22 protein-coding genes are annotated in these 26,220 nt (G+C 69.3%); 11 read left to right on the top strand and 11 right to left on the bottom strand.

The features are described 5' to 3' along the window. Positions 1–9 precede the first annotated feature (9 nt). Both VFS34_09350 and VFS34_09345 read left to right on the top strand, forming a co-directional pair. Positions 10–801: a hypothetical protein gene (locus VFS34_09350; GenBank protein HET9794655.1), complete on the top strand. Its 792-nt coding sequence runs from the start codon at positions 10–12 to the stop codon at positions 799–801. A 48-nt stretch (positions 802–849) separates the two neighbouring features. Then, positions 850–3,108, top strand: a complete 2,259-nt coding sequence (locus VFS34_09345) for an AAA family ATPase (GenBank protein HET9794654.1) — start codon at positions 850–852, stop codon at positions 3,106–3,108. Here the strand turns inward: VFS34_09345 and aat are convergent. The 3 genes from aat to VFS34_09330 form a co-directional block, all read right to left on the bottom strand. Next, positions 3,056–3,811: a leucyl/phenylalanyl-tRNA--protein transferase gene (gene aat / locus VFS34_09340; protein HET9794653.1), complete on the bottom strand. Its 756-nt coding sequence runs from the start codon at positions 3,809–3,811 to the stop codon at positions 3,056–3,058. The two genes, VFS34_09345 and aat, sit on opposite strands and share 53 nt — an antisense overlap. Before the next feature lie 150 nt (positions 3,812–3,961). Then, the gene (locus tag VFS34_09335; protein HET9794652.1) at positions 3,962–5,842 is read right to left on the bottom strand and encodes a PQQ-binding-like beta-propeller repeat protein; all 1,881 of its coding nucleotides are present in this window, start codon (positions 5,840–5,842) and stop codon (positions 3,962–3,964) included. A gap of 100 nt (positions 5,843–5,942) precedes the next feature. Further along, positions 5,943–6,632 carry an SDR family oxidoreductase gene (locus VFS34_09330; GenBank protein ID HET9794651.1) on the bottom strand — a complete coding sequence of 230 codons (690 nt, stop codon included), beginning with the start codon at positions 6,630–6,632 and terminating at the stop codon, positions 5,943–5,945. Between the two features lie 58 nt (positions 6,633–6,690). Here VFS34_09330 and VFS34_09325 point away from each other — a divergent pair, with 58 nt between their 5' ends. Both VFS34_09325 and VFS34_09320 read left to right on the top strand, forming a co-directional pair. Further along, positions 6,691–7,794 (top strand): glycosyltransferase, encoded by a 1,104-nt coding sequence (locus tag VFS34_09325; GenBank protein HET9794650.1) that lies wholly within the window; start codon positions 6,691–6,693, stop codon positions 7,792–7,794. Beyond that, positions 7,791–8,513: a class I SAM-dependent methyltransferase gene (locus tag VFS34_09320; protein ID HET9794649.1), complete on the top strand. Its 723-nt coding sequence runs from the start codon at positions 7,791–7,793 to the stop codon at positions 8,511–8,513. Before VFS34_09325 ends, VFS34_09320 begins: the two co-directional genes overlap by 4 nt. Before the next feature lie 7 nt (positions 8,514–8,520). Here the strand turns inward: VFS34_09320 and VFS34_09315 are convergent, their stop codons facing one another. Both VFS34_09315 and VFS34_09310 read right to left on the bottom strand, forming a co-directional pair. Continuing rightward, positions 8,521–9,297, bottom strand: a complete 777-nt coding sequence (locus tag VFS34_09315; GenBank protein HET9794648.1) for a hypothetical protein — start codon at positions 9,295–9,297, stop codon at positions 8,521–8,523. 37 nt (positions 9,298–9,334) lie between these two features. After that, the gene (locus VFS34_09310; GenBank protein ID HET9794647.1) at positions 9,335–10,039 is read right to left on the bottom strand and encodes a hypothetical protein; all 705 of its coding nucleotides are present in this window, start codon (positions 10,037–10,039) and stop codon (positions 9,335–9,337) included. 60 nt (positions 10,040–10,099) lie between these two features. On the opposite strand from VFS34_09310, the gene bcp reads away from it, so the two are divergent. Beyond that, positions 10,100–10,561, top strand: coding sequence for a thioredoxin-dependent thiol peroxidase (gene bcp, locus VFS34_09305; GenBank protein ID HET9794646.1), 462 nt, complete (start codon positions 10,100–10,102; stop codon positions 10,559–10,561). A 206-nt stretch (positions 10,562–10,767) separates the two neighbouring features. Next, positions 10,768–11,388 carry a peptide-methionine (S)-S-oxide reductase MsrA gene (gene msrA / locus VFS34_09300; GenBank protein HET9794645.1) on the top strand — a complete coding sequence of 207 codons (621 nt, stop codon included), beginning with the start codon at positions 10,768–10,770 and terminating at the stop codon, positions 11,386–11,388. A 67-nt stretch (positions 11,389–11,455) separates the two neighbouring features. Here the strand turns inward: msrA and VFS34_09295 are convergent, their stop codons facing one another. Both VFS34_09295 and VFS34_09290 read right to left on the bottom strand, forming a co-directional pair. Next, positions 11,456–12,322 carry a hypothetical protein gene (locus VFS34_09295; GenBank protein ID HET9794644.1) on the bottom strand — a complete coding sequence of 289 codons (867 nt, stop codon included), beginning with the start codon at positions 12,320–12,322 and terminating at the stop codon, positions 11,456–11,458. Further along, complete coding sequence (locus VFS34_09290; protein ID HET9794643.1) at positions 12,319–13,131, bottom strand: cyclase family protein; 813 nt, start codon at positions 13,129–13,131, stop codon at positions 12,319–12,321. The genes VFS34_09295 and VFS34_09290 overlap by 4 nt, the downstream gene beginning before the upstream one ends. Positions 13,132–13,379: 248 nt before the next feature. Here VFS34_09290 and VFS34_09285 point away from each other — a divergent pair, with 248 nt between their 5' ends. After that, positions 13,380–15,110, top strand: coding sequence for a hypothetical protein (locus VFS34_09285; protein HET9794642.1), 1,731 nt, complete (start codon positions 13,380–13,382; stop codon positions 15,108–15,110). Between the two features lie 242 nt (positions 15,111–15,352). Here the strand turns inward: VFS34_09285 and VFS34_09280 are convergent, their stop codons facing one another. Together VFS34_09280 and VFS34_09275 are read right to left on the bottom strand one after the other, a co-directional pair. Continuing rightward, positions 15,353–18,196 (bottom strand): TonB-dependent receptor, encoded by a 2,844-nt coding sequence (locus tag VFS34_09280; GenBank protein HET9794641.1) that lies wholly within the window; start codon positions 18,194–18,196, stop codon positions 15,353–15,355. Between the two features lie 57 nt (positions 18,197–18,253). Continuing rightward, positions 18,254–18,937 carry a class I SAM-dependent methyltransferase gene (locus VFS34_09275; GenBank protein HET9794640.1) on the bottom strand — a complete coding sequence of 228 codons (684 nt, stop codon included), beginning with the start codon at positions 18,935–18,937 and terminating at the stop codon, positions 18,254–18,256. Positions 18,938–19,102: 165 nt separating this feature from the next. On the opposite strand from VFS34_09275, the gene VFS34_09270 reads away from it, so the two are divergent. The 3 genes from VFS34_09270 (at position 19,103) to VFS34_09260 (ending at position 23,180) form a co-directional block, all read left to right on the top strand. Then, the gene (locus tag VFS34_09270) at positions 19,103–20,233 is read left to right on the top strand and encodes a Phenylacetic acid catabolic protein (protein HET9794639.1); all 1,131 of its coding nucleotides are present in this window, start codon (positions 19,103–19,105) and stop codon (positions 20,231–20,233) included. A 4-nt stretch (positions 20,234–20,237) separates the two neighbouring features. After that, entirely contained in the window at positions 20,238–20,918 is a 681-nt protein-coding gene (locus VFS34_09265) for a hypothetical protein (protein HET9794638.1), read from the top strand. A 108-nt stretch (positions 20,919–21,026) separates the two neighbouring features. Beyond that, on the top strand, positions 21,027–23,180 hold the full coding sequence (locus VFS34_09260; GenBank protein ID HET9794637.1) for a TonB-dependent receptor: 2,154 nt from the start codon (positions 21,027–21,029) through the stop codon (positions 23,178–23,180). Between the two features lie 197 nt (positions 23,181–23,377). Here VFS34_09260 and VFS34_09255 read toward each other — a convergent pair whose 3' ends face one another. Next, on the bottom strand, positions 23,378–24,004 hold the full coding sequence (locus tag VFS34_09255; GenBank protein HET9794636.1) for a helix-turn-helix domain-containing protein: 627 nt from the start codon (positions 24,002–24,004) through the stop codon (positions 23,378–23,380). Between the two features lie 146 nt (positions 24,005–24,150). Then, entirely contained in the window at positions 24,151–24,387 is a 237-nt protein-coding gene (locus VFS34_09250) for a hypothetical protein (protein HET9794635.1), read from the bottom strand. A gap of 267 nt (positions 24,388–24,654) precedes the next feature. Here VFS34_09250 and VFS34_09245 point away from each other — a divergent pair. Next, the coding region (locus VFS34_09245) for a hypothetical protein (protein ID HET9794634.1) at positions 24,655–26,220 on the top strand (1,566 nt) is incomplete at its 3' end.

Below are 26,220 nucleotides of genomic sequence, written 5' to 3'. Positions count from 1 at the left end.
GAGCGTTCGATGAGCGTCCGTCGTCTTCTGATTCTGCCGGCGCTCGCGGCGGCGGCGATCGCGCCGGTACCGGCCCGCGCGGGCGCGACCTTCACCGCGACGACCCGAGTCGAGGGCCCGGCCCGGCGTCTGGCCGGAATCGGGGGCTCGACCGTCCGGGGGTGGGTGGATGCGGAACGGGGAAAGATCGAATTCGTCGAAAGCGACAACCCGGCCACGCCGAAAGGGGACGTGCTTCTGACGACCGACGGGGGGAAGACGCTTCGATATTTCGACCTCGAACGGAAGGAATGCCGCCCCTGGACGCCTCCCGCGGCCCGGGAGACGCGGATCGGGCCCGGCTCTCCCGTTTCGACGTCGTTCCGGAACGTCCGCGTCGAAAAAGTCCTCGACGACGCCGGCCCGGTGATCGCGGGACTTTCCACGCGTCATTGCCGCGTGAAGAGCGAGTACGACACCCTCCTCCAGGGCCAGGGAAGCTCCCGCCGCGCCCACACGGTGACGATCGACGATCTCTGGGTCGCGGAGGAGCTTCGCGATCCCGCTTTCTCGGTGTGGCTGACGAAAGGGAGCCCCGGAGCGGCGGGAGGAGAGCTCGGCGCGAAGCTCGACGCCGTTCTGACCGGCGTTCCGGGCGCACCCGTCAGGCGCGTGACCTCCACGACGGTCGCGTTCGACGGCGGCAGACCCGCGACGACGACGACCCGCACGGAGGTGACCGGCCTGCATCGGGAGACGATCCCGCCGCCGGCCTTCGATCCGCCTCTCGATTGCACGAAGCGAACCGGCCACGAGCGCTGACGCCGCGCGTCGCCGCTCCGGGCCCGGCGAACGTACAATGAATCCGTCATGCTGTCCGCGGCCGTCGAAATGGTGCTGACCGTCGCCTTCCGGGAGGCGCAGAGCCGGCGGCACGCGCACCTGACGCTCGAACACCTCCTCTACGCGATCGTCAACGACCCGGCCGGCGAGGAAATCCTCGCCGCGTGCGGCGCGGACCCCGCCCGGCTCCGCGGCGAGGTCAAGCGGCACCTCGAGGACGGCGTCGAGACGCTGCCGAAAGGCGTCGGGACCGCCGAGCCGATCCAGACGCTCGCGTTCCGCCGTGTCCTCCAGATCGCGATTCTCCACGTCGAGAATTCGGGGCGGGACGAGGGCGTGAGCGTGGGAGACCTGCTCGCCGCGATTCTCGGGCAGCCGAAGACCGCGGCCGCGAAGATGCTCCTCGCTCACGGCGTGACGCGCCTCGACGTGCTGAACTACGTCTCGCACGGGATCACGAAGGTTCCGCCCGCCGAAGCGACGGCGGAGGGCTCCGCCCCCGTTCCGGCGGGGGAAGGCGAAGCGCCCTCCCCGAAAGACCCGCTCGCGGCGTTCACCGTCAACCTGACGGAGCGCGCGCGGCGCGGAGAGCTCGATCCTCTCGTGGGACGCACCGACGAGCTCGACCGGGCGATGGAGGTCCTCGCCCGCCGGCGCAAGAACAACCCCGTCTTCGTCGGGGAGGCCGGCGTCGGAAAGACCGCCCTCGTCGAAGGCCTCGCGCAGCGCCTCCTCGCGGCCGACGTCCCGCCGCTCCTGAAGGACGCGGAGATATTCGCGCTCGACGGAGGCGCCCTGCTCGCCGGCACCCGCTACCGGGGAGACTTCGAGGAGCGGTTCAAGGCCCTCATGGGCGCGCTCGCGAAGAAGCCGAAGCCCGTGCTCTTCATCGACGAGCTCCACACGATGGTCGGCGCCGGCGCGACGACCGGCGGCACGATGGACCTCGCGAACCTCGTCAAGCCCGTTCTGACGGAGGGAAAGCTGCGCCTCATCGGCTCGACGACGCACGAGGAGTTCAAGCACGTCGAGAAGGATCGCGCGCTCGCGCGGCGCCTGCAGAAGATCGCCGTCGACGAGCCGTCGTTCGAGGACGCGCGCAAGATCCTCCGCGGGCTCCGCTCCCGCTACGAGGAACATCACCGGGTGACGTACACCGAGGAAGCGCTCGACGCCGCCGTCCGGCTCGCGTCGAGGCACCTTCGGGAGTCGAAACTCCCCGACAGCGCCGTCGACGTGATGGACGAGGCGGGCGCGGCTTTCCGCCTCCGCTCCGGCGACCGGCCCGGAACCGTCGGAGAGACCGAGGTCGAGCGCGTCGTCGCGCGGATGGCGCGGATTCCGGCGCAGCAGGTGACCGTCTCGGAAAAGGACCGGCTCCTCGGGCTCGAAGCGGCGCTCGAGTCGGTGGTCTTCGGGCAGGAGGAGGCGGTCCGCGCCGTCGCCCGCGCGATCAAGCGTTCCCGGGCCGGGCTCGGACATCCCGACCACCCGGCGGGGAGCTTTCTCTTCACCGGGCCGACGGGGGTCGGCAAGACCGAGCTCGCGCGGCAGCTCGCCCGCCAGCTCGACAGCGAGTTCGTCCGCTTCGACATGAGCGAATTCATGGAGAAACACGCCGTCGCGCGGCTGATCGGCGCGCCTCCCGGCTACGTGGGGTTCGAGCAGGGAGGGCTCCTCGTCGACTCGATCCGGTCGCACCCGTACAGCGTCGTGCTCCTCGACGAGATCGAGAAGGCTCATCCCGATCTCTTCAACATTCTGCTGCAGGTGATGGACCACGCCACGCTGACCGACAACAACGGCCGGAAGGCCGACTTCCGGCAGGTCGTCCTCATCATGACGTCCAACGCCGGCTCCCGCGAGGCCTCGGCCGGCTCGATCGGGTTCTCGGCGGACACGCTCCACGACGCACCGCACCGAACGAAACAGGCGATCGATCGCCTGTTCGCGCCCGAGTTTCGCAACCGCCTCGACGCGATCGTCACGTTCCGTCCGCTCGATCCCGCGGTGATGGAAGCGATCGTCGAGAAATTCGTCCGCGAGCTCGAGACGCAGCTCGCCGAGCGGAAGATCGCGATCACGCTCACGCCGGAGGCGCGGACCTATCTCGCCCGGAAGGGCTACGACCCGGCGTTCGGCGCGCGCCCCCTCTCGCGGGTGCTGCAGGCGGAGGTCCGGGACCCGCTGACCGACGAGATCCTGTTCGGCAAGCTCGAAAAGGGCGGCACGGTCACGATCGGTGTCGCGGGAGACGCCCTGACGTTCTCGGCGGCGCCGGCCTGACGCGCCGCTCCCTCTCTTCCCGCTCCTCGAACTCCCACTTCCCCCGACGGGTCGGCTTCGCGAGCGCGGCCGCGAGCGCGTTCAGGTACCGTTCCCGCGGCCATTCCGCCGCGCCGAACCGGTCGAGGTGCTCCGTGTACACCTGGCAGTCGATGAGCGTGATCTCCCAGCGGGCGAGCTGGCGCACGAGGGCGACGAAGGCGATCTTCGAAGCGTCCGGAAGGCGGGCGAACATCGATTCGCCGAAGTACGCGGCGCCGAGCGAGACGCCGTAGAGCCCGCCGGCGAGCGTCTCGCCGCTCCACGCCTCGACCGAATGCGCGAAACCCCGGCGGTGGAGCTCGACGTAGGCCTCGAGCATCTCCGGCGTGATCCAGGTTCCCGGCCCCTCCGGCCGGGGCGCCGACGCGCACCCGTCCATCACCTCCCGGAAGGCCGTGTCCATCGTCAGCCGGAACGGTGCCCTCCGCATTCGCTTCTCGAGGCTCCTCGGCACGTGGAGCTCCTCCGCCTCGAGCACCATTCGGGGGTCGGGCGAATGCCAGAGGATCGGCTGCCCCTCGTCGTACCAGGGAAAGATCCCCGAGGAATACGCGAGGAGGAGCCGATCCGGGCGGAGATCGCCGCCGACGGCGAGGAGCCCGTCCTCGGCGAGCGACGGCGGCGGGAAAACGAGACGGTCGTCGAGCCGGAAGACGGGCATCCGGAAAATCCTAGTCCGGAACGCTCCCGGCGGTGAGTGCGCGGGACCGAGTCCCGAGCGAACCGGCGGTCGCCCGGTGCCCGGAATGAATCCGGGGCAGAGATCCCGTCTCCGCTTTTCGAATCCTCGGGCGCCCGCCCCACGGCCGCTTCATCGGGCGCCCTCCCGTTCGAATCCGTGCTCGGCGATCCGCCTCAGCGCTTCGAGATCGGTCATCGGCGAGCGCAGGCCCCAGACGCGGACGAATTCCCCCCTGCCGAAGGGCTTCGCCCAGGCGTTGGCGAGCCCGTCCCGGTCGCGCGCGAGGACCGTGCCCACGTCGGCCGGAGACACCGGGAAGGAGCCCATCCAGCTCCTCGGCAGGCCCCGGGAGAGCCCTTCGGCCGTCGGGGTGGCTCCCCGGTCTTCGGCGTCCTCCGAGGAAAACGCGCTCCGTCCGACGCCGAGGATCCGGAGTCCCCGGGCGGCGTCGAGACCCGTGCGCTTGCCGGTCGACTCGTCGAACTTCAGCGCGAACGGAGGGAACCCGACCCAGACCGCGCGTCCGCCCGCTTCGAGATAGCGGCGGACCAGCGGCGGCGTGTCGCCCGCCGTTTCGGTCAGCGACGAGGGCGGCTCGTCCGACGCGAAGACGACGACCGACGGAACGCCGTCCTCGATGCGGTTTTCGAGGAAGCGGGGCAGCGCCGCGGCGTCGAGGAGCTCGTATCCCTCGCTCGCCAGGTAGTCGCGGATCGCGGCGGCCCCCGAGAACCATCCCGAGAGCTTCTCGTCCCAGTAGACCGCCCGCCGCGGAACGAACCCCGCGCCCGGCCGCGCGTCCGAGAGCGCGTACATCGAGCCGTCCGCGCATCCGACGAGGACCGTCGAGCGGGCGACCGCGGGCGAAGAGTAGACGCGCCCTCCCGTCCGGAAGCTCCAGACGGGGTTCCCCTCCTTCCGGTCGAGGGCGAACACCGTCGCGTCTTCTCCCCCGCAAACCAGGAGATCGCCCGAAATCGCCGGCGAGCCGATCACCCGCCCGGGGGTCGATCGCCTCCAGAGCTCCCGTCCGGTCCGGAGCTCGACCGCGTCGACGAAGTGGCCGTCCGAGCTCCCGACGTACGAGACGCCGTCCGCGATCGCCGGAGAGCCCTCGCACCAGGCGAGCTCCGCGTGGTCCGCCGAGAGCGCGACGGGGTGCGCGATCTTCCAGAGGAATCTTCCCGTCGCGGCGTCGAGCGCATACTGGTGGGCGTCGCGGGAGCCGAACGTGACGACGCCGTCGGCAACCGCGGCCGACGAATTGATCGACCGCCGGTCGAAGCCCCACTTCGCGCAGTCGATCGCGGCGCCTTCGGTCGCGTATTTCCATCGGAGCTTCCCCGAACGCGCGTCGATCGCGTAGAAGACGCCGTCGAAGCTGCCGGCGTACACGACGCCGCCGGCGAGCGCGGGAGACGACCGCACGCGGCCTCCCGTGAGGAATTTCCAGATCACCTCGCCGTCGGCCGCGGACAGACGGTACACGCCTCCGTCGCCGGCTCCGACGTAGAGCGAGGGCCCGTCGACCACGGGGGACGACAGGAACACGTCGTATCCCCACGCGAAGGGAAGATCGTCGCCGAACGAGACGCTCCACTTCTGCCGGCCCGTCGCGCGGTCGAGCGCGAAGACCCGGCGGTTGCGGCTCGTCGCGTACACGGAGCCCGCGTCGACCGCGGGAGATCCGTCCACGGCCCCGCCCGCGTCGAACCGCCAGATCTCGCGCCCGGTCGAGAGAGCCACCGCGTGGAGAAAGCCGTCCTCGCTCCCGAAATACACGAAATCGCCAGCGGCCGCGGGGCTCGATTCGATCGCCCCGCCCGACCGGAATCGCCAGAGCGCGCCCGCCACCCTCCGCACCGGATCGCCGCAGTAGACCGCTTCGTGCGCGCCGCCGCCGCGGAACTGCGGCCCCGCGCACGATCGCGGCGGTTCGGCGCCGAAGCCGCGTAGGGGCGCGCCGCCGATCGCAAAACAGAGCAGCAGCCGCGTCCAGATTCGGTCCATGAGCACCTCCTGGCGGAGAGCTACGAAGGAAGGGCGGTCCCGGTTCTCGGCAAAATCGTGACAGGACCCGGCGCGCTCGAGCGAGCCCGGCGGCGCGACCTCACCAGCGGATCGGCTTCCGGTCGCGGAAGAACCCTCCGTTCGGGCCCCGCGCCGGCAGCGTCGCGAGCCAGACGATCGTCTCGGCGCCTTCCTCGACCGAGCGGGACGCGTTCCGTCCTCCCATGCGCGTTCGGACCCACCCCGGACACACCGCGTTCACCTTGACGTCTCCCGAAACCTCCGCCGCGAGCTTCACGGTCAGCGCGTTCAGCGCGGCCTTCGAAAGGGCGTAGGCGGGCGGCCCGGGGAGACCTTCCGCGAACGAGCCCGAGCCCGAGGAAACGTTCACCACTCTTCCGTATCGCCGCGCGATCATTCCCGGCACGAATGCACGGCACGTCCGCACCGCGCCGAAGAAGTTGATCTCCATCGTCTCGCGCACCGCGTCGCGGCGGGCGTCGAGCAGCCGGTCGCCGGGATAGATGGCGGCATTGTTGACGAGAACGTCGACGGCGAGGCCGGCCGCCGAGAGCCGGCGGGCGCCGGACTCGACGGAGGCGTCCCTCGAGACGTCCATCATCTCGAAACGCACGTCCGTCCCCTCTTTCCGGATCTTCGCGGCCGCCGCCTCTCCGGCCTCGCGATCGCGCGCGGCGAGGACGACCGTCAGGCCGGCTCGCGCGAGCTCCCGGCAGACCTCGAATCCGATCCCGCGGTTTCCGCCCGTCACGAGCGCCGTGCGTGCCATCCGGCCTCCCCGCCCGAATCCTCCGTCGGGGGAACGTTTCTTGCAAATTTGCCTTCCGATGGACGCGTCCTGGATCCCGTTCGAGCGAAGCGAGCCCCTCCGGATCGCGCAGATCGCCGGAGTCGCGTTCCGGGTTCCGCCCCGATCGACCGGAGGCACCGAGCTCGTCATCGCGAATCTGACGCGCGGATTGCGCGAGCGAGGCCACCGCGTGACCCTCTTCGCCTCGGGAGATTCCCGGACCGACGCGGAGCTGCGCTCGGTACTGCCGCGGGCGGCGCAGGACGACCCGTCGTCGAACCTCTATCTCGAACGCGAGCTCGACGTACGAAACGTCTTCGAGGCGTACGGGAACTCCGGGGATTTCGACGTCATCCACGCCCACTGGCCGACGCCCGCGCCGTACTTCTCGGCCACCGCCCCGTGCCCCACGCTTCTCACCTTCGACTACATGGAAAAGTCCGTTTACGAGTATTACCGCGAGCGGTTCCCGCGGCTGCGGTTCGCCTGCGTTTCCCGGGCGCAGGCGGACGCCCTCGACCCGGGCCTGCCGGTCGTCGCCAACGGAATCGACGTGGACCGGGTGCCGTTCGGCCGCTCGCCCGGCGGCTTCCTGCTGACGGTCGGCAGACTCGTTCCGTCGAAGGGGGCCGCGGCGGCGATCGAGATCGCCCGGCGCTCGGGGCTCCCGCTCGTCATCGTCGGCGACGTTTCCCCGTATCTCCCGGAGAGCCGCCGCTACTACGAGTCCGAGATCGCGCCTCACGTCGACGGGTCGCGTGTCGTTCACCATCCGCGGCTCCCGAACCGCGAAGTGCTCGATCTCATGAGCCGGGCGCGGGCGTTCCTGTTTCCGATCGAATGGGAGGAGCCCTTCGGGCTCGTCGCCGCCGAAGCGATGGCCGCGGGCACGCCCGTGATCGCGACGCCGCGCGGAGCTCTCCCGGAGCTCGTCGAGGAGGGCGTGACCGGCTGGCTCGGAGCGACGATCGACGATCTCGTCGCCGCGGCCGGCCGAACGGAGGCGTTCGACCGGCGCCGATGCCGCGACCGCGCCCGGGAACGCTTCGGCTACCGGCGGATGGCGGCCAACTACGAGAAGCTCTACCTCCGGATCGCGCGGGAGGCGCCCGCGCGCGCGCGAAGGGCCGCCGGACGTTGAGCGATTCTCCGGCGTCGGCCGGCCTGAGCGACGAGCGCATCCGGCGCCTCTCCGACGGCCAGAATCCGATCGTCCAGGCGGCGAGCCTCGCCGACGCCATGCCGCTCTCGCCGGGAATGCGGATCCTCGATCTCGGCTGCGGACGGGCGGTGAGCTCGATCTGGTTCGCCCGGGAACTCGGCGTCTCGGTCTGGGCGGTCGACCGGGACGTTTCGCCGTCCGAAAATCTCGAGGCGATCCGCGGGGCGGCCTGCGAAGCGCTCGTCTTCCCCCTCCGCGCCGACGCGCGAGACCTTCCCTTCGCCGAGCAATACTTCGACGCCGCGATCGCGATCGACTCGTATCTCTATTACGGCACCGACGACCGGTTCCTGCCCTACCTCGCCGGATTCGTCCGTCCCGGCGGCCACCTCGCGATCGCGGACATCGGGTTCACGCGCGAGATCGAATCGCCGGACGCCGCGCCCGGGTTCCTGCGCGAGACGTTCGGAGAGCACTGGTCGTTCGTCCATTCGGTCGAATGGTGGAAGAACGAGTGGGAGCGGACCGGCCTCGTCGAAGTTGTCGCCGCCGACGCGCTCCCCGGGAGCCGGCGTCTCCTGCAGGAATACGTGCTGGACCGCGCGGCGACCGACCGCAGCGACGAGATCGCCCGGGCGGTGGTCGCCGACGACGAAGAGCTCCTCGTCCTCTTCCGCCTCGTCGCCCGCAAGCGGTGACCGGGCGTCACCGGGGCCGGGAAAAATCGGATTCCGGAATCGTCGGGTTCACCTCGATCCTGTCGAAATCGATCTCCTGGTTCACGGCGCCTCCGGCGATTCCCGAGACGATCCGGAACGGGAAGGAAAGTCCGCCGACGGACCGGTAATCCAGGAAGACGGAGGCGTTCATCTGCCGGTTCGAGCCCTCCCCGAGTTCCCCGAGCCAGCGCACTTTGAGCGAGGTCGTGCCGTCGATGTCGAGATAGCGCACGACGCCGTCCGGACGCGTGACCCGGATCCGCCACGCTTCCTTGCCGCCGACCGTCGTCTTCCCTTCGAGCGCGAGCCGGATCCCCTTCCGGGCCGAATCCACGAGCGGGCCGTCGATGTCGGCCTGCTCCGGAGCGCTGGCGGCCTGCTCGGGCGTCATCGGCAGCGCCTCCCGGTGAGTCGGGGACGGAGAGATCGTCCATCCCCGGCTCCCGTCGAACACCTGAACCCAGGCGCCCTCCGGAAACCGGACTTCGGTCCGGATCTTTCCCGGACGCGCGATTTCGACCGTGATCGGATGCGGCGGATCGCTGCCGACCGTGATCCGACCGGTCATTCGAACGCTGCGGAGGGCGCGGAGACGCTCGAGACCCCCGGTCGCGGCGGCCCACAGCCGGACGATCCGGTCGAGATCCGCCCCTCCGGCGTTCGACGGAGGTTTCGCGCCGGCCGCGCCCGCGAAGAAGAGCCACACGACGACGGAAAAGACGAAGAGCCGCCGGAGAGCCGGGAGAAATTTCGTGCGATCCATGCCGATCAATATACCGGGAATCTCCCGCTCGAAAGGGCTACGGCGTGCGGATGCGGCGGAGCTTCCAGTGCCGCAACGTCGTCTCGCCGATCTCGATCGTGCGGCTCCCGCCGGCCGGTACGTCGACGTCGACCGTGACGGCCTGAGCCTTCGGATCGCACCGGAAGATCACGCGATGGCGCCCCGGCGCGACCGGCAGGTACCCGCTTTCGCGGCCGATCTTCGTCCGCTCGACTGCCTCGCCGAACTTTCCTTCCTCCTGCTTGACGAAGGTCGCGGCTTCGACGCCGTCGATCGACGCCGAGCAGCGCAACGCGCCGGATTCCCCGATGAATACGGCCCGCAGCCGGATCCGGGCGTCGGCGGGCGCCCCCGAGGGCGCTGCCGCCGAAGACGCCAGGGACGGCGGAGCCGTGGCGGGCGGAGCCGTGGCGGGCGGAGCGTCGGCGGGCGCCCCGGACGTCGCCGGAATCTCCGCGCGCGGAGAGAGGGCGGGGCGCGCGGTCTCGGAACGCCGGCAAGCGATCGCGGCTTCGAGGACCGCGGCGGGAACGACGCGCGACAATTCCGCGGCGTTGTCCGCGGCGACGTCGAAATCGACGCAGTCCCGCTCGACGATGGCGCGCATGACGCCGGGATCCACTTTGTCGCGCGCCATCGAAACCAGCTGGTCCCGCGTGACCGGCGCCCCCGAGGCGGTCGCGGCGGCTCCGAGAAGGACGAGAACCATCCGCCTCTTCATCCGTGCGATGCTAACCCGATCGCTCTGAAGTTGCGGTTAAGATCGCGGCGGAGGTCCCGCATGGCGCTTCTCGAGGTCGGCGACAAGGCTCCGGATTTCAAGACCGTGGACCAGGAGGGCGAGCCCGTGAAGCTCTCCGATTTTCGCGGAAAGAAGGTCGTCCTCTACTTCTACCCGAAGGACGACACGCCGGGGTGCACGAAAGAGGCGTGCTCGTTCCGCGACGGGTGGAGCGCGTTCCGGCGCCGCAAGATCGAAGTCCTGGGCGTTTCGGCGCAGGACGAGAAATCGCACAGGAAGTTCGCCGAAAAGTTCTCGCTCCCGTTTCGCCTGCTCGCCGATCCGGAGAAGAAGATCGTGCAGGCTTACGGCGTCTGGGGAGAGAAGAGCCTCTACGGCCGGAAATTCATGGGAACGAACCGCGTCACGTACCTGATCGACTCGAAGGGAAAGATCGCGGCGGTCTGGCCGAGGGTCAAGCCCGAGAACCACGCCGAGGAAGTGCTCGCCGCGGCGGAATGAGCCTCCCGCTCGGCGATTGACGCGGGACCGGCCGCGTCGTACCGCGCGGGCGCCGCCACGCCCCTTCGGAGCGACCGCGGGGATCCGAGCACGCGGCGTTCCATCGCCCCTCCCGCCCCGATTCTCGGACCGTATGAAAGCGGGTTGCCGAGGCGCAGCCGCGTGGCACAATCGTCGGGCGGATCGATCCGCGAAAGGAAGGACGCTTGAAAGGCCGATTCCTCGTTCTCGCCGTCTCCCTGCTCCTGCCCGGGATCGTCCTCGGTGCGGCTCCCGCCGCGAAGCCTCGGCTCGACAAGGCGACGTTCGCCGGCGGCTGCTTCTGGTGCACCCAGCACGATTTCGAAGAGATTCCGGGCGTCTTCTCGGTCACGGCCGGGTACACCGGAGGGCACGTCGCGAATCCGACGTACGAACAGGTCGGAACGCACACGACCGGCCATGCCGAAGCGATCGAAGTGCTCTTCGATCCGTCGAAGATCACCTACCGCCAGCTCGTGGATCGCTTCTGGCGCCTCGTCGATCCGACGACCGAGGACCGGCAGTTCTGCGACTGGGGAGGGGTGGGGGGTCCCTACCGTTCGGAAATCTTCTATCACTCGGACGAGCAGAAGCGTGACGCTCTCGAGTCGAAGCAGGAGATCGAACGGACGAAGACGTTCAAAGAACCCATCCTGACGAAGATCACGCCGGCCGGCCCGTTCTACCGCGCCGAGGAGTATCACCAGGATTACTGGAAGAAGGACCCGATCCGCTATCAGACTTACCGCCGCGGCTGCGGGCGCGATGCGCGTCTGAAACAGCTGTGGGGAACGTCGAACCGATGAGGTCGGCGAACCGGAGAGCGAGGGGTCGAAGGTCGGGCTCTCTCTCGGACCCGAGACTCGCAACCTGTTAGCTCGCCAGGCGGATCCCCTTCCCGAGCTTCGCCTTCTCGATCACCAGCCGATCCCCTTCGACGGGAATCTCGAAAAGGAGATCCGGTTCGGTGAACGCGGAGACGCGGATCGAAAAGCCGCCGATCCGGGACGGGTCGGCGCTCTTGTCCGCGCTCCACAGTTCGTATCGCGCGTCGTCGATCTCCTTGCCGGCGGCGACGATCGACAGCTTCCTGGCGGCGAATTCCTCGCCCGGGTGGTCGGTGTCGGCGAGAACGCGGACGCGGCGCGCCGGCTCCCGGTCGCTCCCCCACGACAGCGCCCCGATCACCCGCGGTTCGTTCTTCGATTCCGGAACGGGAGCCGCCGCCATCAGATCGTGGTACGCCGCGAAGCGCCGGAGCGGCGAGTTGGGCACCTCGATCGAGAGGATCGGGGCGTCGGCGTCGAAGAGCTCGCGCCCGTCGAGCAGGCTGAAGTAGATCGCGAGGTCCCGGGCGCCGCAGCACCCGGGGCGGATGACGCGATAGAGGTTGTCCTCCCGCGCGTCGCCGCTCGCTCCTTCGGCGCGGAAGGACCAGAGCGCTCCGCCCGGGCCCGTCGCCGGGTACGCCTCGACCGACACCGTCGATCGCTCTCCTTCGGCGCCGGAGTCCAGCTCACGGTCGAACGTTTCCGCCAGCAGCATCCGCACCGCGGTCGTGCGATCCCGGTATGCCCCGACGAACGTGAACCGCCGATTCACGGTGCGGGTGATGCGGCGCCCGTCCTTTTCCGTCCGCGATTCCGCCCATGAGGTCGCCTCCCGGCGCGAGCCCGGCGGGAGCGCCGGCGCCGCAGCCGCGAGCGCGGCGATCGCGAGCAGGGCCAGGCGTCCGCTCATCGGGGCAACACCGCGATCGCCCGCAACGGCGCGCCCGACCCTCCGGCGATCTTCATCGGGAGAGCGATCACCCAGAAGCCCGTCTCGGGCAGGGCCTCGAGTCCGGTCAGGTTCTCGAGGCCCGGCACGTTCGCGCCGAGAACGGTCCGATGCACGATGAAATCCGCGGACGGGCCGTAGTCGAGACTCGCCGTGTCGACGCCGATCGCCGCGACCTTCCGCACGCTCACCAGGAATTCGGCCGCCTCGCGGCCGTAGGAGGGGAAATGGAGGTTCGTGATCCGGCCGGGGGTGTCGTCGCCGAGGTACGCCTTCCGGTCCGGCCAGCGGCTGGCCCAACCGGTCCGCAGGATCACGATCGCGGCCGCCGGCACCGGCCCGTGCTTCTTCTCCCAGGCGCGCACGTCGTCGAGGGTCAGCCGGTAATCGCGGTCCGCCGCCGCCTGCCGCGCGACGTCGATCACGACGCCGGGACCGACGAGTTGCCGCACGGATATCTGGTCCACCGACCACTTCCCTTCCGAGAAGTGGATCGGCGCGTCGAGATGCGTCCCGCCGTGCTCCGGCGCGCAGAAGTCGTTCGACGCGTAGAAGAAGCCCGCCGGGGTCTTCCCGAACGATTCCCGATGGAGAACGAATCCGGACGGAGCATTCGGCCAGTAGATCGTCTTCTCGTCGAAGGAGTGGGACAGGTCGGCGATGCGCGCCGCGGAAAGGTTCACGGGAACTCCGGTGATCGCTCGCCGCGCGGCGCCGGTGATGGCGAGCGCCACGGCGGCGGCCGCCGGCGCGAGGATTCCGAATTTCATGGCTTGCTCCTGCGGCGGATCATAGTCCGTTGATCAAAATGAATCAGGACATCGCGGAGCTCGAGCGGTATCTATTCTCCATGCGCTGAGAACAGCGCGCTCCGGGTTCCTCTCCTTCCTCTCCGCCCCCTCCTGTCGAGAACCGGGAGGGGGCGGGCCTTTTTCGGCCGCCGTCGCTCGGGAAGCACGGAGAATCCCGGCAATTTCCCGTTATCGGCCGCCTCCGCGGTCCGGTAAACTCGCGCGAAATGCGCCGTTCGCTTCTCTTCGCCGCCGCGGCGGTCCTCGCCGCGACACGTCCCTCCCCCGCTCAGACCTCCGGGGTCTTCGACGAAGCGCGGAAGATCTGGTTTCCGCCCGGGGCGGCGCCGGAGGCGTATCTCACCCGCGATCCGAAGCATCCGTTCGGCGCCGACGTCCGGCGGGCGCTCGAGTCGGACCCGAAGCTCCGCGAGGCGGTCTGCGGGCGTCTGCTCTCTCCGGAATTCGCCCCGACCCCGGGCTCTCTCGAGCCATCCGCGGCCCAGCTGCGGACGATGGAGGACATGGTCTGTCTCTCGCTCGGATACCGGGCCCGGGTCGCGGCGGTGAACGCGAAGAAGGACGAGGGTTCCTCCGACCTGCTCGCCGCCTGGTTCGCCGAGGAACGGTCGGCCGCGGAAAAGATGTCCCCGCAGGATCGCCGCGCCGCGGAATACGAGCTCCGCAACTCGGCCGCCGAGCTGCCGCGCGGGAACGAACGGGCCCGCGCGGGAGTCCGGATGATCGCGCTCCGTCCTTCCGACGACCTCGGAATCGCGTTCCTCCTCGAGCACGGAAGCGAAGCCACGTACGGATCTCCCGGAAAGGACGAAATCGAAGCCGCGGCCGCGCTCCCCGGAGAAAAGCCCCGCTACTTCGTATCGGACCGGCAGGTCCGCCAGTTCGTGTCGGACCTCTACCGGACGATGATCGAGGACCAGGGACCGGCGGCCGGGCCCTTCCGGTCCGGATGGGCGGGCTACCTGCATCTGAGCGGCGGCGACCTCGCCGAAGCGCGGAGGCTCGCGGCGGCGTTCGTCTCCGATCCGGCGGACGACAATCCCGCGTTCGAGACGATCTTCGTCGCGTATCTCGACCGGCTGCTCGGAAAGCCCGCTCCCCTCGCCGCCCTCCTCGCGAAGTGCCCTTTCGAACCGGCCGATCCGGTCGCGGCGGCGCTCTCCGGGAACTACTGCCGAACGGTGTCGTGGTCGCTCGCGGAGCGGCTCATCCGGACGCGCGGCAAGGACGCCGCGCCCGCCGCCGCGGAGATCGTGCGCGAGGCGATCCGCGCGGAACCGGCGAACTGGGACCTGCGGCTCGCCTCGATCCGGACGCTCGACCGCCTCGATCGGGAAGAGTCGGCGCGCGAATGGCGGGCGCTCGCGGACCTGCCGGCGACCGTCATGCCCGTCGGGGTGCGCCTCGACGTCCTCGACGGCATGATGCTCGCGGCGATGGATCGAAGAGACTTCGCCGGCGCGCTGGCGGTCAACCAGCGGTGGCTCGACACGGCGGGATACGCGCCGTCCTCCCTTCCGGAGGACGGATGGGCCCGGCTCGCCGCCGTCGAGAAGGCGGCGGACGCGAACGCCCCTTGCGACGACGCGGTCGCCTGCATCCTCGCCAAGCGGATCTTTCTCGCACGGGCGCTCCACGACACGGGACTCGCGCGCCGCACGCTCGAGGAACGGCTCGCGTACGCGCTGGAGCAGGGCTTCCCGGAGGAGACGCGGGTTCGGCTGGAAGAAGAGGCCCAGACCGAGCTCGACTCCGGAAACCGGGCCGCGGCGCTCCGGATCGTCCGCTATCTCTGGCCGCAGCCGAAGGATCCGACGATGGCGCAGCTCCTGAAGCAGCTTCGGGAGACGCTTTCGCCGAAGGAAGGGCCGCCCGTGGCGATGACGCCCACGCCGGCGAGCCCTTGGGATGCGCCGTCCCCCGCCCGCGCCCGCTGAGCTCGCGCCAGCGCAGAACCGACGAGGATTCCTCACATTCGTTCGGAATGACGCAGACCGGCGAGATCACCTTCGCCAGCGGTGGTTCGAGGTCAACCCTTCGGAGGATGGCGCGGCCAGACGCGAGCCCGGCGGGATGCGGGCCGCCCCCGCGGGACCCGCAGGCGTACTGAAACGTACGTCGGAGGGTCACGCGGCGGCCCGCGCCCGCCCGGCTCGATGGATCGCCGCGCCTCGCCTCGCTAGAAGGACACCCGGACGCCGAACCTCACGCTGCGCGGCGGCTGGCGCAACACCGCCTTCTTGTAATTCGGGTTCGTCGGCGTCGGACTCGAATTGTCCGCCTCCTGGAAATCCCATCGCTGATCGAGGAGCACCGGCCGCTGGGCATTCAGGAGGTTGAAGACGTCGGCCATCAGATTGATCGTCACCGGTTTCAGGACGAGGGGATATCCCAGGTGGAGATCCGCCTCGTAGATGCTCGGGCTCCGTCCTTCCGAACCGCGTTTGGTCAGAAAGAGCTCGTACCGCCCGTAGCCGTCGACGAAGCCCATCCGCGAGAGCGGCGCCCCCGTCTGGTAGTAGGCCGACAGCCCGACGTTCAACCCGAAAGGCGCCGTGTACGTGCCGGACAGCTTCGCCTGGCTCCGGCGGTCGTTGGAGAGCGGGCCGCCGTTCGTGATCGGGGAATAGCTCGCGAGCGTGCCGTCCAGGAAATGGTTCGTGGCGAAATCCGCGTAGTCGTACGCGGCCGAGATGTTCGGATCCGCTCCGACGTTCGTGAACGGCGCGAACTCGCCGTCGTAGTTGCCGTCGAGCTTCGACCAGAGATACGACGCGAGCATGGACCAGCGGTTCGAGAAACGCTTCGTGGCGTCGATCTCCACGCCGCGGAAGATCCGCTGCGGCTTCTGCGCCGGGTACGGCGTCGCGTCGTAGTTGTAGTCGTAGACGTTCTTCATGATTCCTTCGCCGGGATTTCCGATGGAGTAGACGCCGGCCGCGGGATCGGAGAGGAAATCCTCGATCACCTCGCCGTAGTTGCGGTAGACGTACTTGACGCCGATCGCGAAGTCCGGCATCACCTCGCGCTCGCCCCCGATCACGAATTCGCGGAGGTACTGGCCGTGGAGGTTTGGATCGGCCGGTTCGATGTTCGCGCCGACGATGTTCGACTGTTTCCCGAGATCCGCCTCCGCGTTCGGGTCGGGATGGAAGTCGGTCGGTGAGTAGTTGTAGATGTGCGGCTGGCGCTCGTACGAATACGACCGGATGACGAGGTCCATCGGGATCTCTTCGTAGTAGCGGCCGAAGGATCCGTAGACCTTCGTCTTGTGGTCGCGCGTCGGGTCCCACACGAAACCGAAGCGTGGGGCGTAGTCCTTCTTCAGGTCGATCTGCTGGACACCCGCGGAGTCGATGATCTGCTGCCGGTCCCACCGGACGCCGAGGTTGACGGTCAGGTTCGGGAGGGCGTTCCAGGTGTCCTGGAGGTACGCCGTCGTCATCTTGTGGGCGGGACTCGCGTTGAGCTCGGAAAGCGGCGCGTCGGCGATCGAGGCCGTCGGCGTCGTCCAGTAGTTGTGCTGGTAGATGAGCGGCTGCGCCGACGCCGTATTCGGATTCGCGAAGATCAGCACCTGCTGCCCGCCCGACATCCGCTTGATCACGTCCGCCGTCTCGCGCTCGTACTCGAGGCCCCCCTTGATCTCGTGGGCGCCGAGGTACTTCGTGAGCGCGGCGCCGAAATGGTTGCGCGCGAAATCCTTCTTCTGGATGAGGCCGAACCCGCCGGTCTGGAAGCTTCCGTTGGTCTGGTCGACGTACTCGACGACGTCGCCGGCCGCCGAGGCCGGCCCGATCGCGTTCCGCTCCTCGTGACGCGCGGCCTGGAGCTGCACGAGCCACGAGCCCCCGAAGAGATAGTCTCCCCGCAGCGCATAGTTGGGGCCGCCGAAGTCCTGCCGGCCGAGGAACGTGTTCGGCTCTCCGTCCAGCGTGTGGTTGGCGTCGTTGATCGCGCCGGTGTCCACGCGGGGATCCGCGAAATAAGACGCCAGCAGCGTTCCCTGCTCGCCGATGCGGTAGGTGAGCTTCCCGGCGGCGAGGTTGCGGATCGACTTCGTGTCGAACTCCTCCCCGACGCTCGGGCCGGCCGTGAGGACGTTCTTGATCGTATTGTCGACGCGGTTGTACGCGCCGAAGAACCACAGCCGGTCGCGCACGATGAATCCGCCGACGTCGACGCCGACGTCCGCGCGCTTGTAGCCGTTCGACGCACCCTGCGCGCTCTCGCCGACGTGAGCGTTGTTCGCCTGCAGGGAGTCGCTGTCGTAGTAGCCGAACACGTCGCCGTGGAATTCGTTCCCGCCCGACTTCGTGATCACGTTGATGATCCCGCCGGTCGAACGGCCGTACTCCGCCTCGTAACCGCCGGTCTTGACCTCCATCTCCTGGATGAACTCGTAGTTCAGCGTCGTTCCCTGCGTCCCGTATTCGACGCCGCTCGTGTCGACGCCGTCGATGACGTACGCGTTTTCCGACTTCGAGGAGCCGTAGACGGTGATCGCCGTCGAGTCGTTGGTCGGGTTGTAAGGGTCGGTCTGGGTGGACACGCCGGGAACGACCTGGGCGATCGAGGCGAAATTCCGGTCCGTCGGGAGCGTTCGGATCGTGTGCTCGTCGATGTTGGCGCCGATCGTCGTGCTCGTCTGGTCGATCACGGGCGTGCCGGCCGTCACGGTCACGACCTCCTTCGCGGAGGGGCGCATCGTGAAGTCGATGCGGGTGTCGGCGCCGAGCGCGACCGACGTCGCGCGGTTGGCCGCGGCGAAACCGGAAAGCGCGACGGAAATCTCGTAATTGCCGGGCGGAAGGAGCGGCAGGCGGTAGCCGCCCCCCGAATCCGTCGTCGCCTGCGCCCGGCCCTGCAGCGCGGCGCCGTGCGCTTCGACCGCGACTCCGGGAAGGGCACCGCCGTTTTCGTCGCTCACCCGTCCCGAGATGGAGCCGGTCGTCTGGGCGGCGGTGACCGCGGCGAACGCGAGGAACGTCCCGAGGAGGAGAACCCGCCGAGCGATTCGCATGCGAACTCCTTTGTCGGAAAAAAACTGGCGGGATTCTACTGCGTCCGGGCGGCCGCGTCACGCCTTCCGTGCGGTCGCCCAGAGGTACTGCGTGCCGGATCCCTCGACGGCCTCGACCCGAAGACCGGCGGCGTCGAGCTCCCGGCGGAGCCGGCGTTCCGAGAAGACGACCCCCGACCAGGAGTCCGCGGCGAAACGCCGATACCACTGCCGGTGGCGGCCGTCCACGTTCGCCCGGAAGACGCCGCCGGGTTTGAGGACGCGAGCGGCCTCGCGGAAGTACGGCCGGATGAGACGGAGGCCCGGGACGTGCTGGAAGACGAGATGCGAGTAGACGAGGTCGGCGCACCCCGACGGCACGCCCGCGAGCGCCCCGTCGAAGCGGAGGAATTCGATGTTTTCGCGGCCGCGGCAGAACTCTCGCGCGCGGTCGAGCATCTCCTCCGACACGTCTCCGGCATACACCTTCGCGGCGCGCGGAGCGATCGCGCGCGCCAGGCGTCCGACGCCGCACCCGATCTCGACGGCGACCGCGTCCGCCGGAAGGGGGATTCCCCGGAGCACGTGGAGATCGAGGTCGCGCCGGCCCGATTCCTCGAAGGCTTCCGGCGACCCCGAGGCGTCCCGGAAGATGTAGAAGAGGGCGTCCCGTCGCGCCCGCTCGTCCCAATCCGCCTTCATCGCGGCCCGGCGGCGAAGCAGGCGCATCGGCAGGGAGCGGGTGAAGGGGACGTCGCGCACGCGGAGACAGTAGCAAAACGCCGGGCGCGCCCGCGTGCCCTCATCGGGTCGGCGGAGCCTCGCGCGCCCCGCGGCGGACGAGACGAAAGCGGAGCACCGACCCCCTCGCGGCATCGGAAATGCACCATATAATCGAGGTTTGGCCGCGGGCGGCGCGAGGTGATCATGGCGCTCAGGAAGATCTCGACCTTCGACGACTGGATCGACAACTTCCGCCAGTGGAAGTCCGACATCGGATTGAAGCTCCCGAAGGAGTTCGACGAGTTCCCGTTCGAGGCGAAATTCGGGGACCTGAAGTCCGGGGAGATCGAGTACGGCGACTTCGCGGGCGCCCGCAAATGGGACCGGGTCACGCAGATTCCGCTCCAGCCGGTGCGCGACGCCCTGCTGAACCTCATCGTCTACCAGGGAGACACGGAGTTCGCGTCCGTCGAACAGCAGCGGCACCTGCTGGAGAGCGCGCCGTCGGCGTACGACCTCGACTCCGCCTGCCGGATCATGGTCGAGGAGATGCGCCATGGATGGCAGATGTGCCATCTCCTCGTGACGCACTTCGGCGAGACCGGGAAAATCGAGGCCCGCAAGCTGCTCGAGCGGCGCGCCTGGGACAACAACCGGCTCCTCGGCTCCTTCAACGTCAACGTCGACCACTGGCTCGACTTCTTCACGTACACCGAGTTCGTCGACCGCGACGGAAAGTTCCAGCTGAACATGCTCTCGACCTCGTCGTTCGCGCCGCTGGCCCGCTCGATGGGGCCGATGCTCAAGGAGGAGGCCTTCCACCTCGGCACCGGCCACATGGGTCTCCAGCGCGTGCTCCAGCGGGGGCTCGTTCCCGTTCCGATCGTGCAGCGCTACGTGAACAAGTGGGTGCCGACGGCCTACGATCTGTTCGGGACCGATCACTCCTCGTCCGCCCAGTGGCTCTACGTCTGGGGCCTCAAGGGCCGCTACGACGAGGCGAAGCAGGAGACCGAGGCCGACAAGGAGCACCTGAACGAGACCTCCCGCGGCCAGTTCTTCCAGGAGGTCAACCAGCTGATCGGCCAGCTCAACCGGCACGTCCCGGAAGGCCAGCCGAAGCTCACGGCTCCGGACCTGAAGTTCCACCGGGCGATCGGCGATTTCCGCGAAGGACGGTACTCGGTGACCGGAGAAGAGCTCTCGCCGGGGGACTACGCCGCGCATCTGGCCGAGGTGCTGCCGACCGCGGCCGACCAGGAGACCCTCCGCGGCATCTTCACCTCCGGCGAGGAGTGGATCGAGCCTCGGGGAAAGAACGCGGCGGGATCCTGACGGGATGAGCCCGGCGAAGACCGCGATCCTCCTCGCCGCGATCCTGGTCGCGCCTTCGGCGCGCGGGTCCGAACCCTCTCCCCGCCTCGTTTCTCCCCCTTCCGGCGCGATCGTCGTTCCGGGAAGGATCGCCCGCATCGAGATCGCGGGCGTGCCGTTCGGAGCCGACGAGTGGGAGGCGTTCGTCTCGGTCGACGGCGGGCGGACGTATCCGCTCCGGGCGACGCCTCATCTTCCGATCCGGGAACGCGCCTTCGACTGGAACGTTCCCTCGCTCCCTCCCGGCCCGGTCCGCGTGAAGCTCCGGTTCGGGAGGCGCGGGGTCGAGCGCGAGTTCCTCCTGGACGGACCCTTGTCCCTCGGAGCCGGCGATTCCGGATCGCTCGTGGTCCCGGAGGCGGCGACGGTCGGAGCGACTCCGGCGCCGGGCGAGGAGGGAACCGTCGCGTGGGTCGACCGGGAGAACGGCCGGGCGCGGCTGATCGTCCCCGCATCGCCGCGCGCGCTCCTCGCCGACACCCGGTGGAAGGCGCGGTCGGGCATCCCCGTTCCCGCTCCGAAGCGAAACGTCGGGGCCCCGGCCGCCGGACGCTCGGCCGTCCGCCTCGTGCTCTTTCGCCCCGCGTCCCGCCCTCCGCGACCGCGCTCCCGGACGATCGCTTCCCTCTCCCGCCTCAACGTCTAGACCGCCCTCCGCGTCCCCTTCCGGCCGCTCGGCGTCGGGCGGACGGGCTCCGCCCGACTTCCGGGCGGAGCGATACCGCGCCCTCGACGGGCGCGAGGGAGGGTTCCGATGAAAACGTCCCTGTTCTTCGCGGCGCTGTCGGCCGCCGCGCTTTCCGCCGCGCTCGGTCAGAACGCGCCCCCGCCCCCGCCCGCCCCCGACGCGACGGCCGCGCCCGCTCCCGTCGCCGAAACGGTGGTCGTCTCCGCGACCGAGTCTCCCGAGATCGAGACGGAGATCCCGGGCAACGTGACGGTCGTCACCGGCGACGAGCTGCGCCGGCGGAACGTCCACGATCTCGCCACCGCGCTCCAGGACGTCGTCGGTCTCGACACGGGAATCGGCAGCGACAACGGCGCGCTCGTCCCGAACGTCGGCATGTGGGGCCTGAAGGAATTCGACGCGCTGCTGTTCATGGTCGACGGGGTGCCGGTGGGAGGTCCCTTCAACCCCAGCCTCGCGCAGATCAACGTGGACGACATCGACCGCATCGAGATCGTGAAAGGGCCGCAGGGAACCCTCTATGGGGTGTCGGGATTCGCGGGCATGGTCCAGATCTTCACGCGCGGCGGGGAAAAGGGATCGCATGTGACGTTGACGGGCGGATCCTTCTCGCACGGCCGCGTCGACGGATCGACGAACGTTCCGCTCGGCGGCGGTTCTCTGCGCCTCTTCGGAAACGTCGACCGCTCGAACGGATGGCAGGACCGGACCGACCTCCGGGACGACCGCGGAGGTTTCAGGCTCGACCATGCGCTCGCGGGAGGGCAAGCCTCTCTCGTCTTCAACGCGATCCGGAGCACGCAGCTCTGGGGATCTCCCCTGCCGGTCGATCCGCCGACGGGAGAAGTGATCCCCGGGTTCCGCGTCGACCGGAACTATGCCGTCGACGGCGCACGACTGGATCACCGCGTGTTTTCCGTGACGACCGGCTTCGACAGGCCGCTCTCGACCGCGGTCGCTCTCGTCAACACGCTCTCCTTCGCGCACGACGACCAGATCTCGGTTCGCTCCTTCGTCGACCCCGGAAGCGTCGAAAACGGAGCCGTTGCCTCGTCGGGCGTCTCCCTGAAACCGACCGAAGAAGACGTCTACGAGGACCTCCACTTCCTCGGGAACTTTTCGGCGGCGGGGTCGCACCGGCTCGTCGCGGGGGCCGCGCTGACGTGGGGCCGCACGGTCGCGACCGGGACCGGGTTCGATTTCACGGTCGGGCTCGATCCGATCGCCGTTCCCGGGCTCGGCGACGTCCCCGCCGGCGACCACCGCTCGTTCAACGACCGGCGCACGTTCTTCGGGATCTACGCGAACGACGAATGGAACCCGCTCCCGTGGCTCGAAATCACGGCGGGCGCCCGGCACGACTGGGTATCGGAGGATCTCTTCGCGAAAGCGCAGGAATTCGACGCTCCCGAACCGACGGCGTCGCGCGACGCGCGCTCCGACGCGCAGTGGTCGGGAGGAATCTCGGGACTCTTCCGCCTGATCGGAGACCGGGGCGGCTCGGTCAACGAGGCGAATCTGTACGTCGCCGCGAAATCGTCCTTCAAGCCCGCGGCCCCGAACCTGACCGAGGCCGAGAGCGCCCGGATTCTCGAGCCCGAGCGCACGCGAAGCGGCGAGGTGGGCGTCAAGACCCGCTGGCTCGACCGCCAGCTCTCGTTGGACGTGTCGTTCTTCCACATGATCTTCGAGAATCTCGTCGTTTCGATCCTGGGCTCCGACAACAATCCGCGCCTCGTCAATGCCGGCAAGGAACGCTTCCAGGGCATGGAGATCCAGGCCGGGTTCCGGCCGGGCGCGCTCCCGGACCTCGACCTCGTCGCCGGGTATGCCCACCACGACGCGAAGTACGTCGATTTCACCTTCATCGACCCGGACGAGGGTCTTCTCGACGCGTCGGGCCAGCGCCTGGAGCTCACGCCCCGGGATCTGTGGAACGTGAAGCTCGCGTACCTGCCCGCGGCGGGCGTCGGCGCCTGGGCCGCCGTCCGGCACCAGAACCATCGTCCGTTCGACAAGATCAACGAGGCGTACATGCCCTCGTTCTTCGAATGGGACGCCGGCCTGTCGTGGTCCTTCAACCCTCACGCACGGGTCTCGGTCGTGGGGCGGAACCTCGGGAACGACCGCCACTACGTGGCCGAAAGCGAGATCGGGGACGCGCAGCTGTATGTGGCGCCGCCCCGCCGGTTCACGGGGGAATTGTCAGTGAGCTTTTGATGTCGGGCGCCGCCGTCCTCTCCCCTCGACGCCGGCACGCGATCCTTTGGGTACGCGAAGTGCGATCCGAGGTGAGACGGGGTGGCGGCGGAGTGGAATCGCTCGTTCGGCGAGCCGCGCCGCCATCACGACGTTCCGATGCCCGAGCCAGCTCCGGCGACGGGGCGCCCGCTCGGCTCGATGCATCGCCGCGCGCGCTACGGGACGACGGGCTGGTGCAGAGAAAGCCCCAGGAGCATCGCGTGGAACACCGAACGAATCTGGGTCTCCGAGAACGGCTTCGGCTGGCCGGAGCGTTCGGCGATCAGCCGGTCGCGGATCATCCCTTCGGCGGCGCCCATGAGCGCCGAAGCCGCCGCGTTCTCGTCGAATGCGGCGTCGATGCTTCCGTCCCTCTTCCCGCGCCGGATGAGAGAGTGCAGGAGGCCCGAGAAATCCACGAAGCCCTTCGACAGGCTGATCCCGGGCCCCGAACCGCGCACGCGGCGACCCTCGAAGAGGAAGAGATACGCGAGATCGTGATCTTCGCCGAATGCGGTGATCACGGTCGAGAGGAGCACCTCGATCGCCTCGCGGGCGTCGGAGGCCTCGGCGATGAGACGCTGGACGTTCTCGGTGAGGGGCTTCCAGAGCGTGTTGAAGACCTCGTCGAGGAGGCCGGCTTTGCCCCCGAAGTAGCGCATGAGCTGCGACTCCGAAGTCGCGGCTTCGCGCGCGATCGCCGCCGTCGACGCCTGTTCGTACCCGTGCTGCGCCATCAGGCGCTTGGCGGAGGCCAGCAGGCGGGAGCGGCTGCTGGAGGTCGAATCGGGATCGGTAGACATCGGCGAGCATAGTAGTACCGCTACCATCTGTTTGTCAAGATCTTTGTATTCATGATGTTAGGATAGATGCGGTCCTCGGCGGAGGACAACGGGGAACTACCACCGGGAGAGCTGCAGGACGAACACGGGCGCGCCGAGGCGCGTTCCTAACGGAGAGGGGGCGCAATCGGGGAACGGCTCGCCGAGATCCCGAACAGCGCAACGAGCCCGATCGCTCCCGCGACGGCCATCCCCGAGCTCCCGGCCGCGACCCCGCCGATGATCGCTCCCATGATGCCGAGGAGCGGAGCCGCAAGCGTGCCGTTCGGGTCGCGGCTCGAAAAGACGAGATTCGAGACGATGCCGACCGCGCCTCCCATGAGCACCCAACCCAGAACGTGCATTTCCCGGCCTCCCCGCCGCGCAACCCAGCAATCAGAGTGCCACGGCTCGTCGGCGCGATCGGCATGGCTCGCCTCCCCGCTTCGCGGCTCCTCCGCGCCGGGTCGCCGGATGTCTTTCCCTGCGGCGACCCGGCGCGGACCGAGCCGGAGGTCCTGACCGCTTCGGCGCCCCCAAGACGACGTGAGCGTTCGCGGGCCCGGGAGACTCGGATCGCCAAAGGGGTGCCGATCGGAATGGCGCGGGGTCTCCCGGTTATCATCCCCGGGTTGTCCCGAATCCTCGAGAACCGGCAGGGAGGGGCGCGACGGCGAAGACGGGCGGGGTTCGCGCTCGGGCTGGCCGCCGCGGCGGCGCTCGCGCTGGTCGTGCGGTTTTCCTGCGAGCCGGAGCTGCGCGACGGTTCCCCCCGCCGGTTCGTCTCCCCCGACTGCCTGTACCACGTGCGGCGCGCGGACTTCGCCGTCGCGCATTTCCCCCGGATCCCCCTCTTCGACCCGCTCATCGATTTTCCGCGTGGCGCGGTCGGTATCTGGCCGCCGCTTTTCGACGTCGCCCTCGCCCTGCCCGCGTGGCTCCTCCACGGCGCATCGGCCTCGAAAGAAGAGGTCGCGGCGGGAGCCGCGGTCGTCCCGCCGATTCTCGGGGCGCTGGCGGTCCTCGCGGGGGGTCTGTTCGCGGAATCCGCCCGCCGGGGCGCGGGGATCCCGGTCGCCGTGTTTCTCGCCCTTTGCGGAGCCCACGTCCAGTACTCGCAGTACGGGCACACCGACCAGCACGTCGCCGAGTCGCTGACGTCGCTCGTCGCGCTCGCCCTCTTTCTCCGGGCGCGCGACCGTCCCGGCGCGCGGCGCGAGCTCGCGGCCGGCGCCGCGCTCGGGATCGCCGCCCTCACGTGGCAGGGGGCGATCTGCTGGGCCGCGCTCTTCGCGCTCGTGCTCGCGATCGACGCCGCGCGCCGCCCCGAAGGGGAGATCTTCCGTGCCGCCGTCTTCGTCTTCGGCGCGGCGGCCGCGGTGGCTGCGGCCGGCGTCGCGATCTGGAGTCGCGGCGACCCCCTTCCCTTCACGTTCATTTCCTTCGGATCGTTCCAGCCGGTATTCCTCCTCGCGATGGCCGCGGGCGTCGTCGGCATCGACGCGGCGATCGCGCTGGGGCGGCGGCGCTGGCGGCCGGCCGCGGGACGGGGGGCCGTGATCGCCGCCTTCGGCGTCCTGCTCGGCGCCCGGGTCCCGGAGCTCGCGCGAAACGTCGCCGGAGGGATCGGCTACGTCACGAAGACGAGCCGCGGGGCCGCGGCGGCGGGGGGCCTGACGTCTTTCCCCCGGGAGATGCTCCGTCAGATCTACGAGGTTCGACCGCTTTTCGCCGACGGTTGGAGGCTCGCCTTCGACACCCTTTCGGCGGCCTTCTTCCTCGTTCCGGTCGCGATCGCCGTCTGGATCGTGCGGGCCGTGCGGGGACCGCGGCGGAGCGGTCACGTGGCGCTCGCCGCGTGGGGGGCGCTCACGCTCTGGCTTGCCCTCTCCCAGCGGCTGAACATCTACTATGCGGCGCCGCTCGCGGCTCTCGCCGGATGGGAAATCGCGCGCCAGCTCTCGGTGCGACTGGCGCGGAAGCTCGGGAAGGGCTCGGCCGTCCGATGGCGCGCGGCGGTCGCGCTGCTCCTGCTGCTGACCGCTCTCCCGGGTCTCCGGCGCCAGCTCGCGACGCGGTACGCGCCCGGAGACGATCTCATCCGGACCATGGAGTGGTCGCGCGTTCATCTCGCCCATCCGGTGTCCGCGTACGACCCGAGGTTTCTCCCCCCGGCCCGGCCGGTTCCAGCGCTCGCC

It is taken from the genome of Thermoanaerobaculia bacterium (assembly GCA_035717485.1).
GTDB lineage: Bacteria > Acidobacteriota > Thermoanaerobaculia > UBA5066 > DATFVB01 > DATFVB01.
Note: the sequence above shows the minus strand (reverse complement) of the source record. Positions and strands in the feature narration are given on the sequence as shown.

Bases quoted from the DNA above. Each gene is read 5' to 3' on its own strand.
- VFS34_09350 (HET9794655.1), top strand. From the start codon at position 10: ATGAGCGTCCGTCGTCTTCTGATTCTGCCGGCGCTCGCGGCGGCGGCG.
- VFS34_09345 (HET9794654.1), top strand. From the start codon at position 850: ATGCTGTCCGCGGCCGTCGAAATGGTGCTGACCGTCGCCTTCCGGGAG.
- aat (HET9794653.1), bottom strand. From the start codon at position 3,811: ATGCCCGTCTTCCGGCTCGACGACCGTCTCGTTTTCCCGCCGCCGTCG.
- VFS34_09335 (HET9794652.1), bottom strand. From the start codon at position 5,842: ATGGACCGAATCTGGACGCGGCTGCTGCTCTGTTTTGCGATCGGCGGC.
- VFS34_09330 (HET9794651.1), bottom strand. From the start codon at position 6,632: ATGGCACGCACGGCGCTCGTGACGGGCGGAAACCGCGGGATCGGATTC.
- VFS34_09325 (HET9794650.1), top strand. From the start codon at position 6,691: ATGGACGCGTCCTGGATCCCGTTCGAGCGAAGCGAGCCCCTCCGGATC.
- VFS34_09315 (HET9794648.1), bottom strand. From the start codon at position 9,297: ATGGATCGCACGAAATTTCTCCCGGCTCTCCGGCGGCTCTTCGTCTTT.
- VFS34_09310 (HET9794647.1), bottom strand. From the start codon at position 10,039: ATGAAGAGGCGGATGGTTCTCGTCCTTCTCGGAGCCGCCGCGACCGCC.
- bcp (HET9794646.1), top strand. From the start codon at position 10,100: ATGGCGCTTCTCGAGGTCGGCGACAAGGCTCCGGATTTCAAGACCGTG.
- VFS34_09295 (HET9794644.1), bottom strand. From the start codon at position 12,322: ATGAGCGGACGCCTGGCCCTGCTCGCGATCGCCGCGCTCGCGGCTGCG.
- VFS34_09290 (HET9794643.1), bottom strand. From the start codon at position 13,131: ATGAAATTCGGAATCCTCGCGCCGGCGGCCGCCGCCGTGGCGCTCGCC.
- VFS34_09285 (HET9794642.1), top strand. From the start codon at position 13,380: ATGCGCCGTTCGCTTCTCTTCGCCGCCGCGGCGGTCCTCGCCGCGACA.
- VFS34_09280 (HET9794641.1), bottom strand. From the start codon at position 18,196: ATGCGAATCGCTCGGCGGGTTCTCCTCCTCGGGACGTTCCTCGCGTTC.
- VFS34_09270 (HET9794639.1), top strand. From the start codon at position 19,103: ATGGCGCTCAGGAAGATCTCGACCTTCGACGACTGGATCGACAACTTC.
- VFS34_09265 (HET9794638.1), top strand. From the start codon at position 20,238: ATGAGCCCGGCGAAGACCGCGATCCTCCTCGCCGCGATCCTGGTCGCG.
- VFS34_09260 (HET9794637.1), top strand. From the start codon at position 21,027: ATGAAAACGTCCCTGTTCTTCGCGGCGCTGTCGGCCGCCGCGCTTTCC.
- VFS34_09255 (HET9794636.1), bottom strand. From the start codon at position 24,004: ATGTCTACCGATCCCGATTCGACCTCCAGCAGCCGCTCCCGCCTGCTG.
- VFS34_09250 (HET9794635.1), bottom strand. From the start codon at position 24,387: ATGCACGTTCTGGGTTGGGTGCTCATGGGAGGCGCGGTCGGCATCGTC.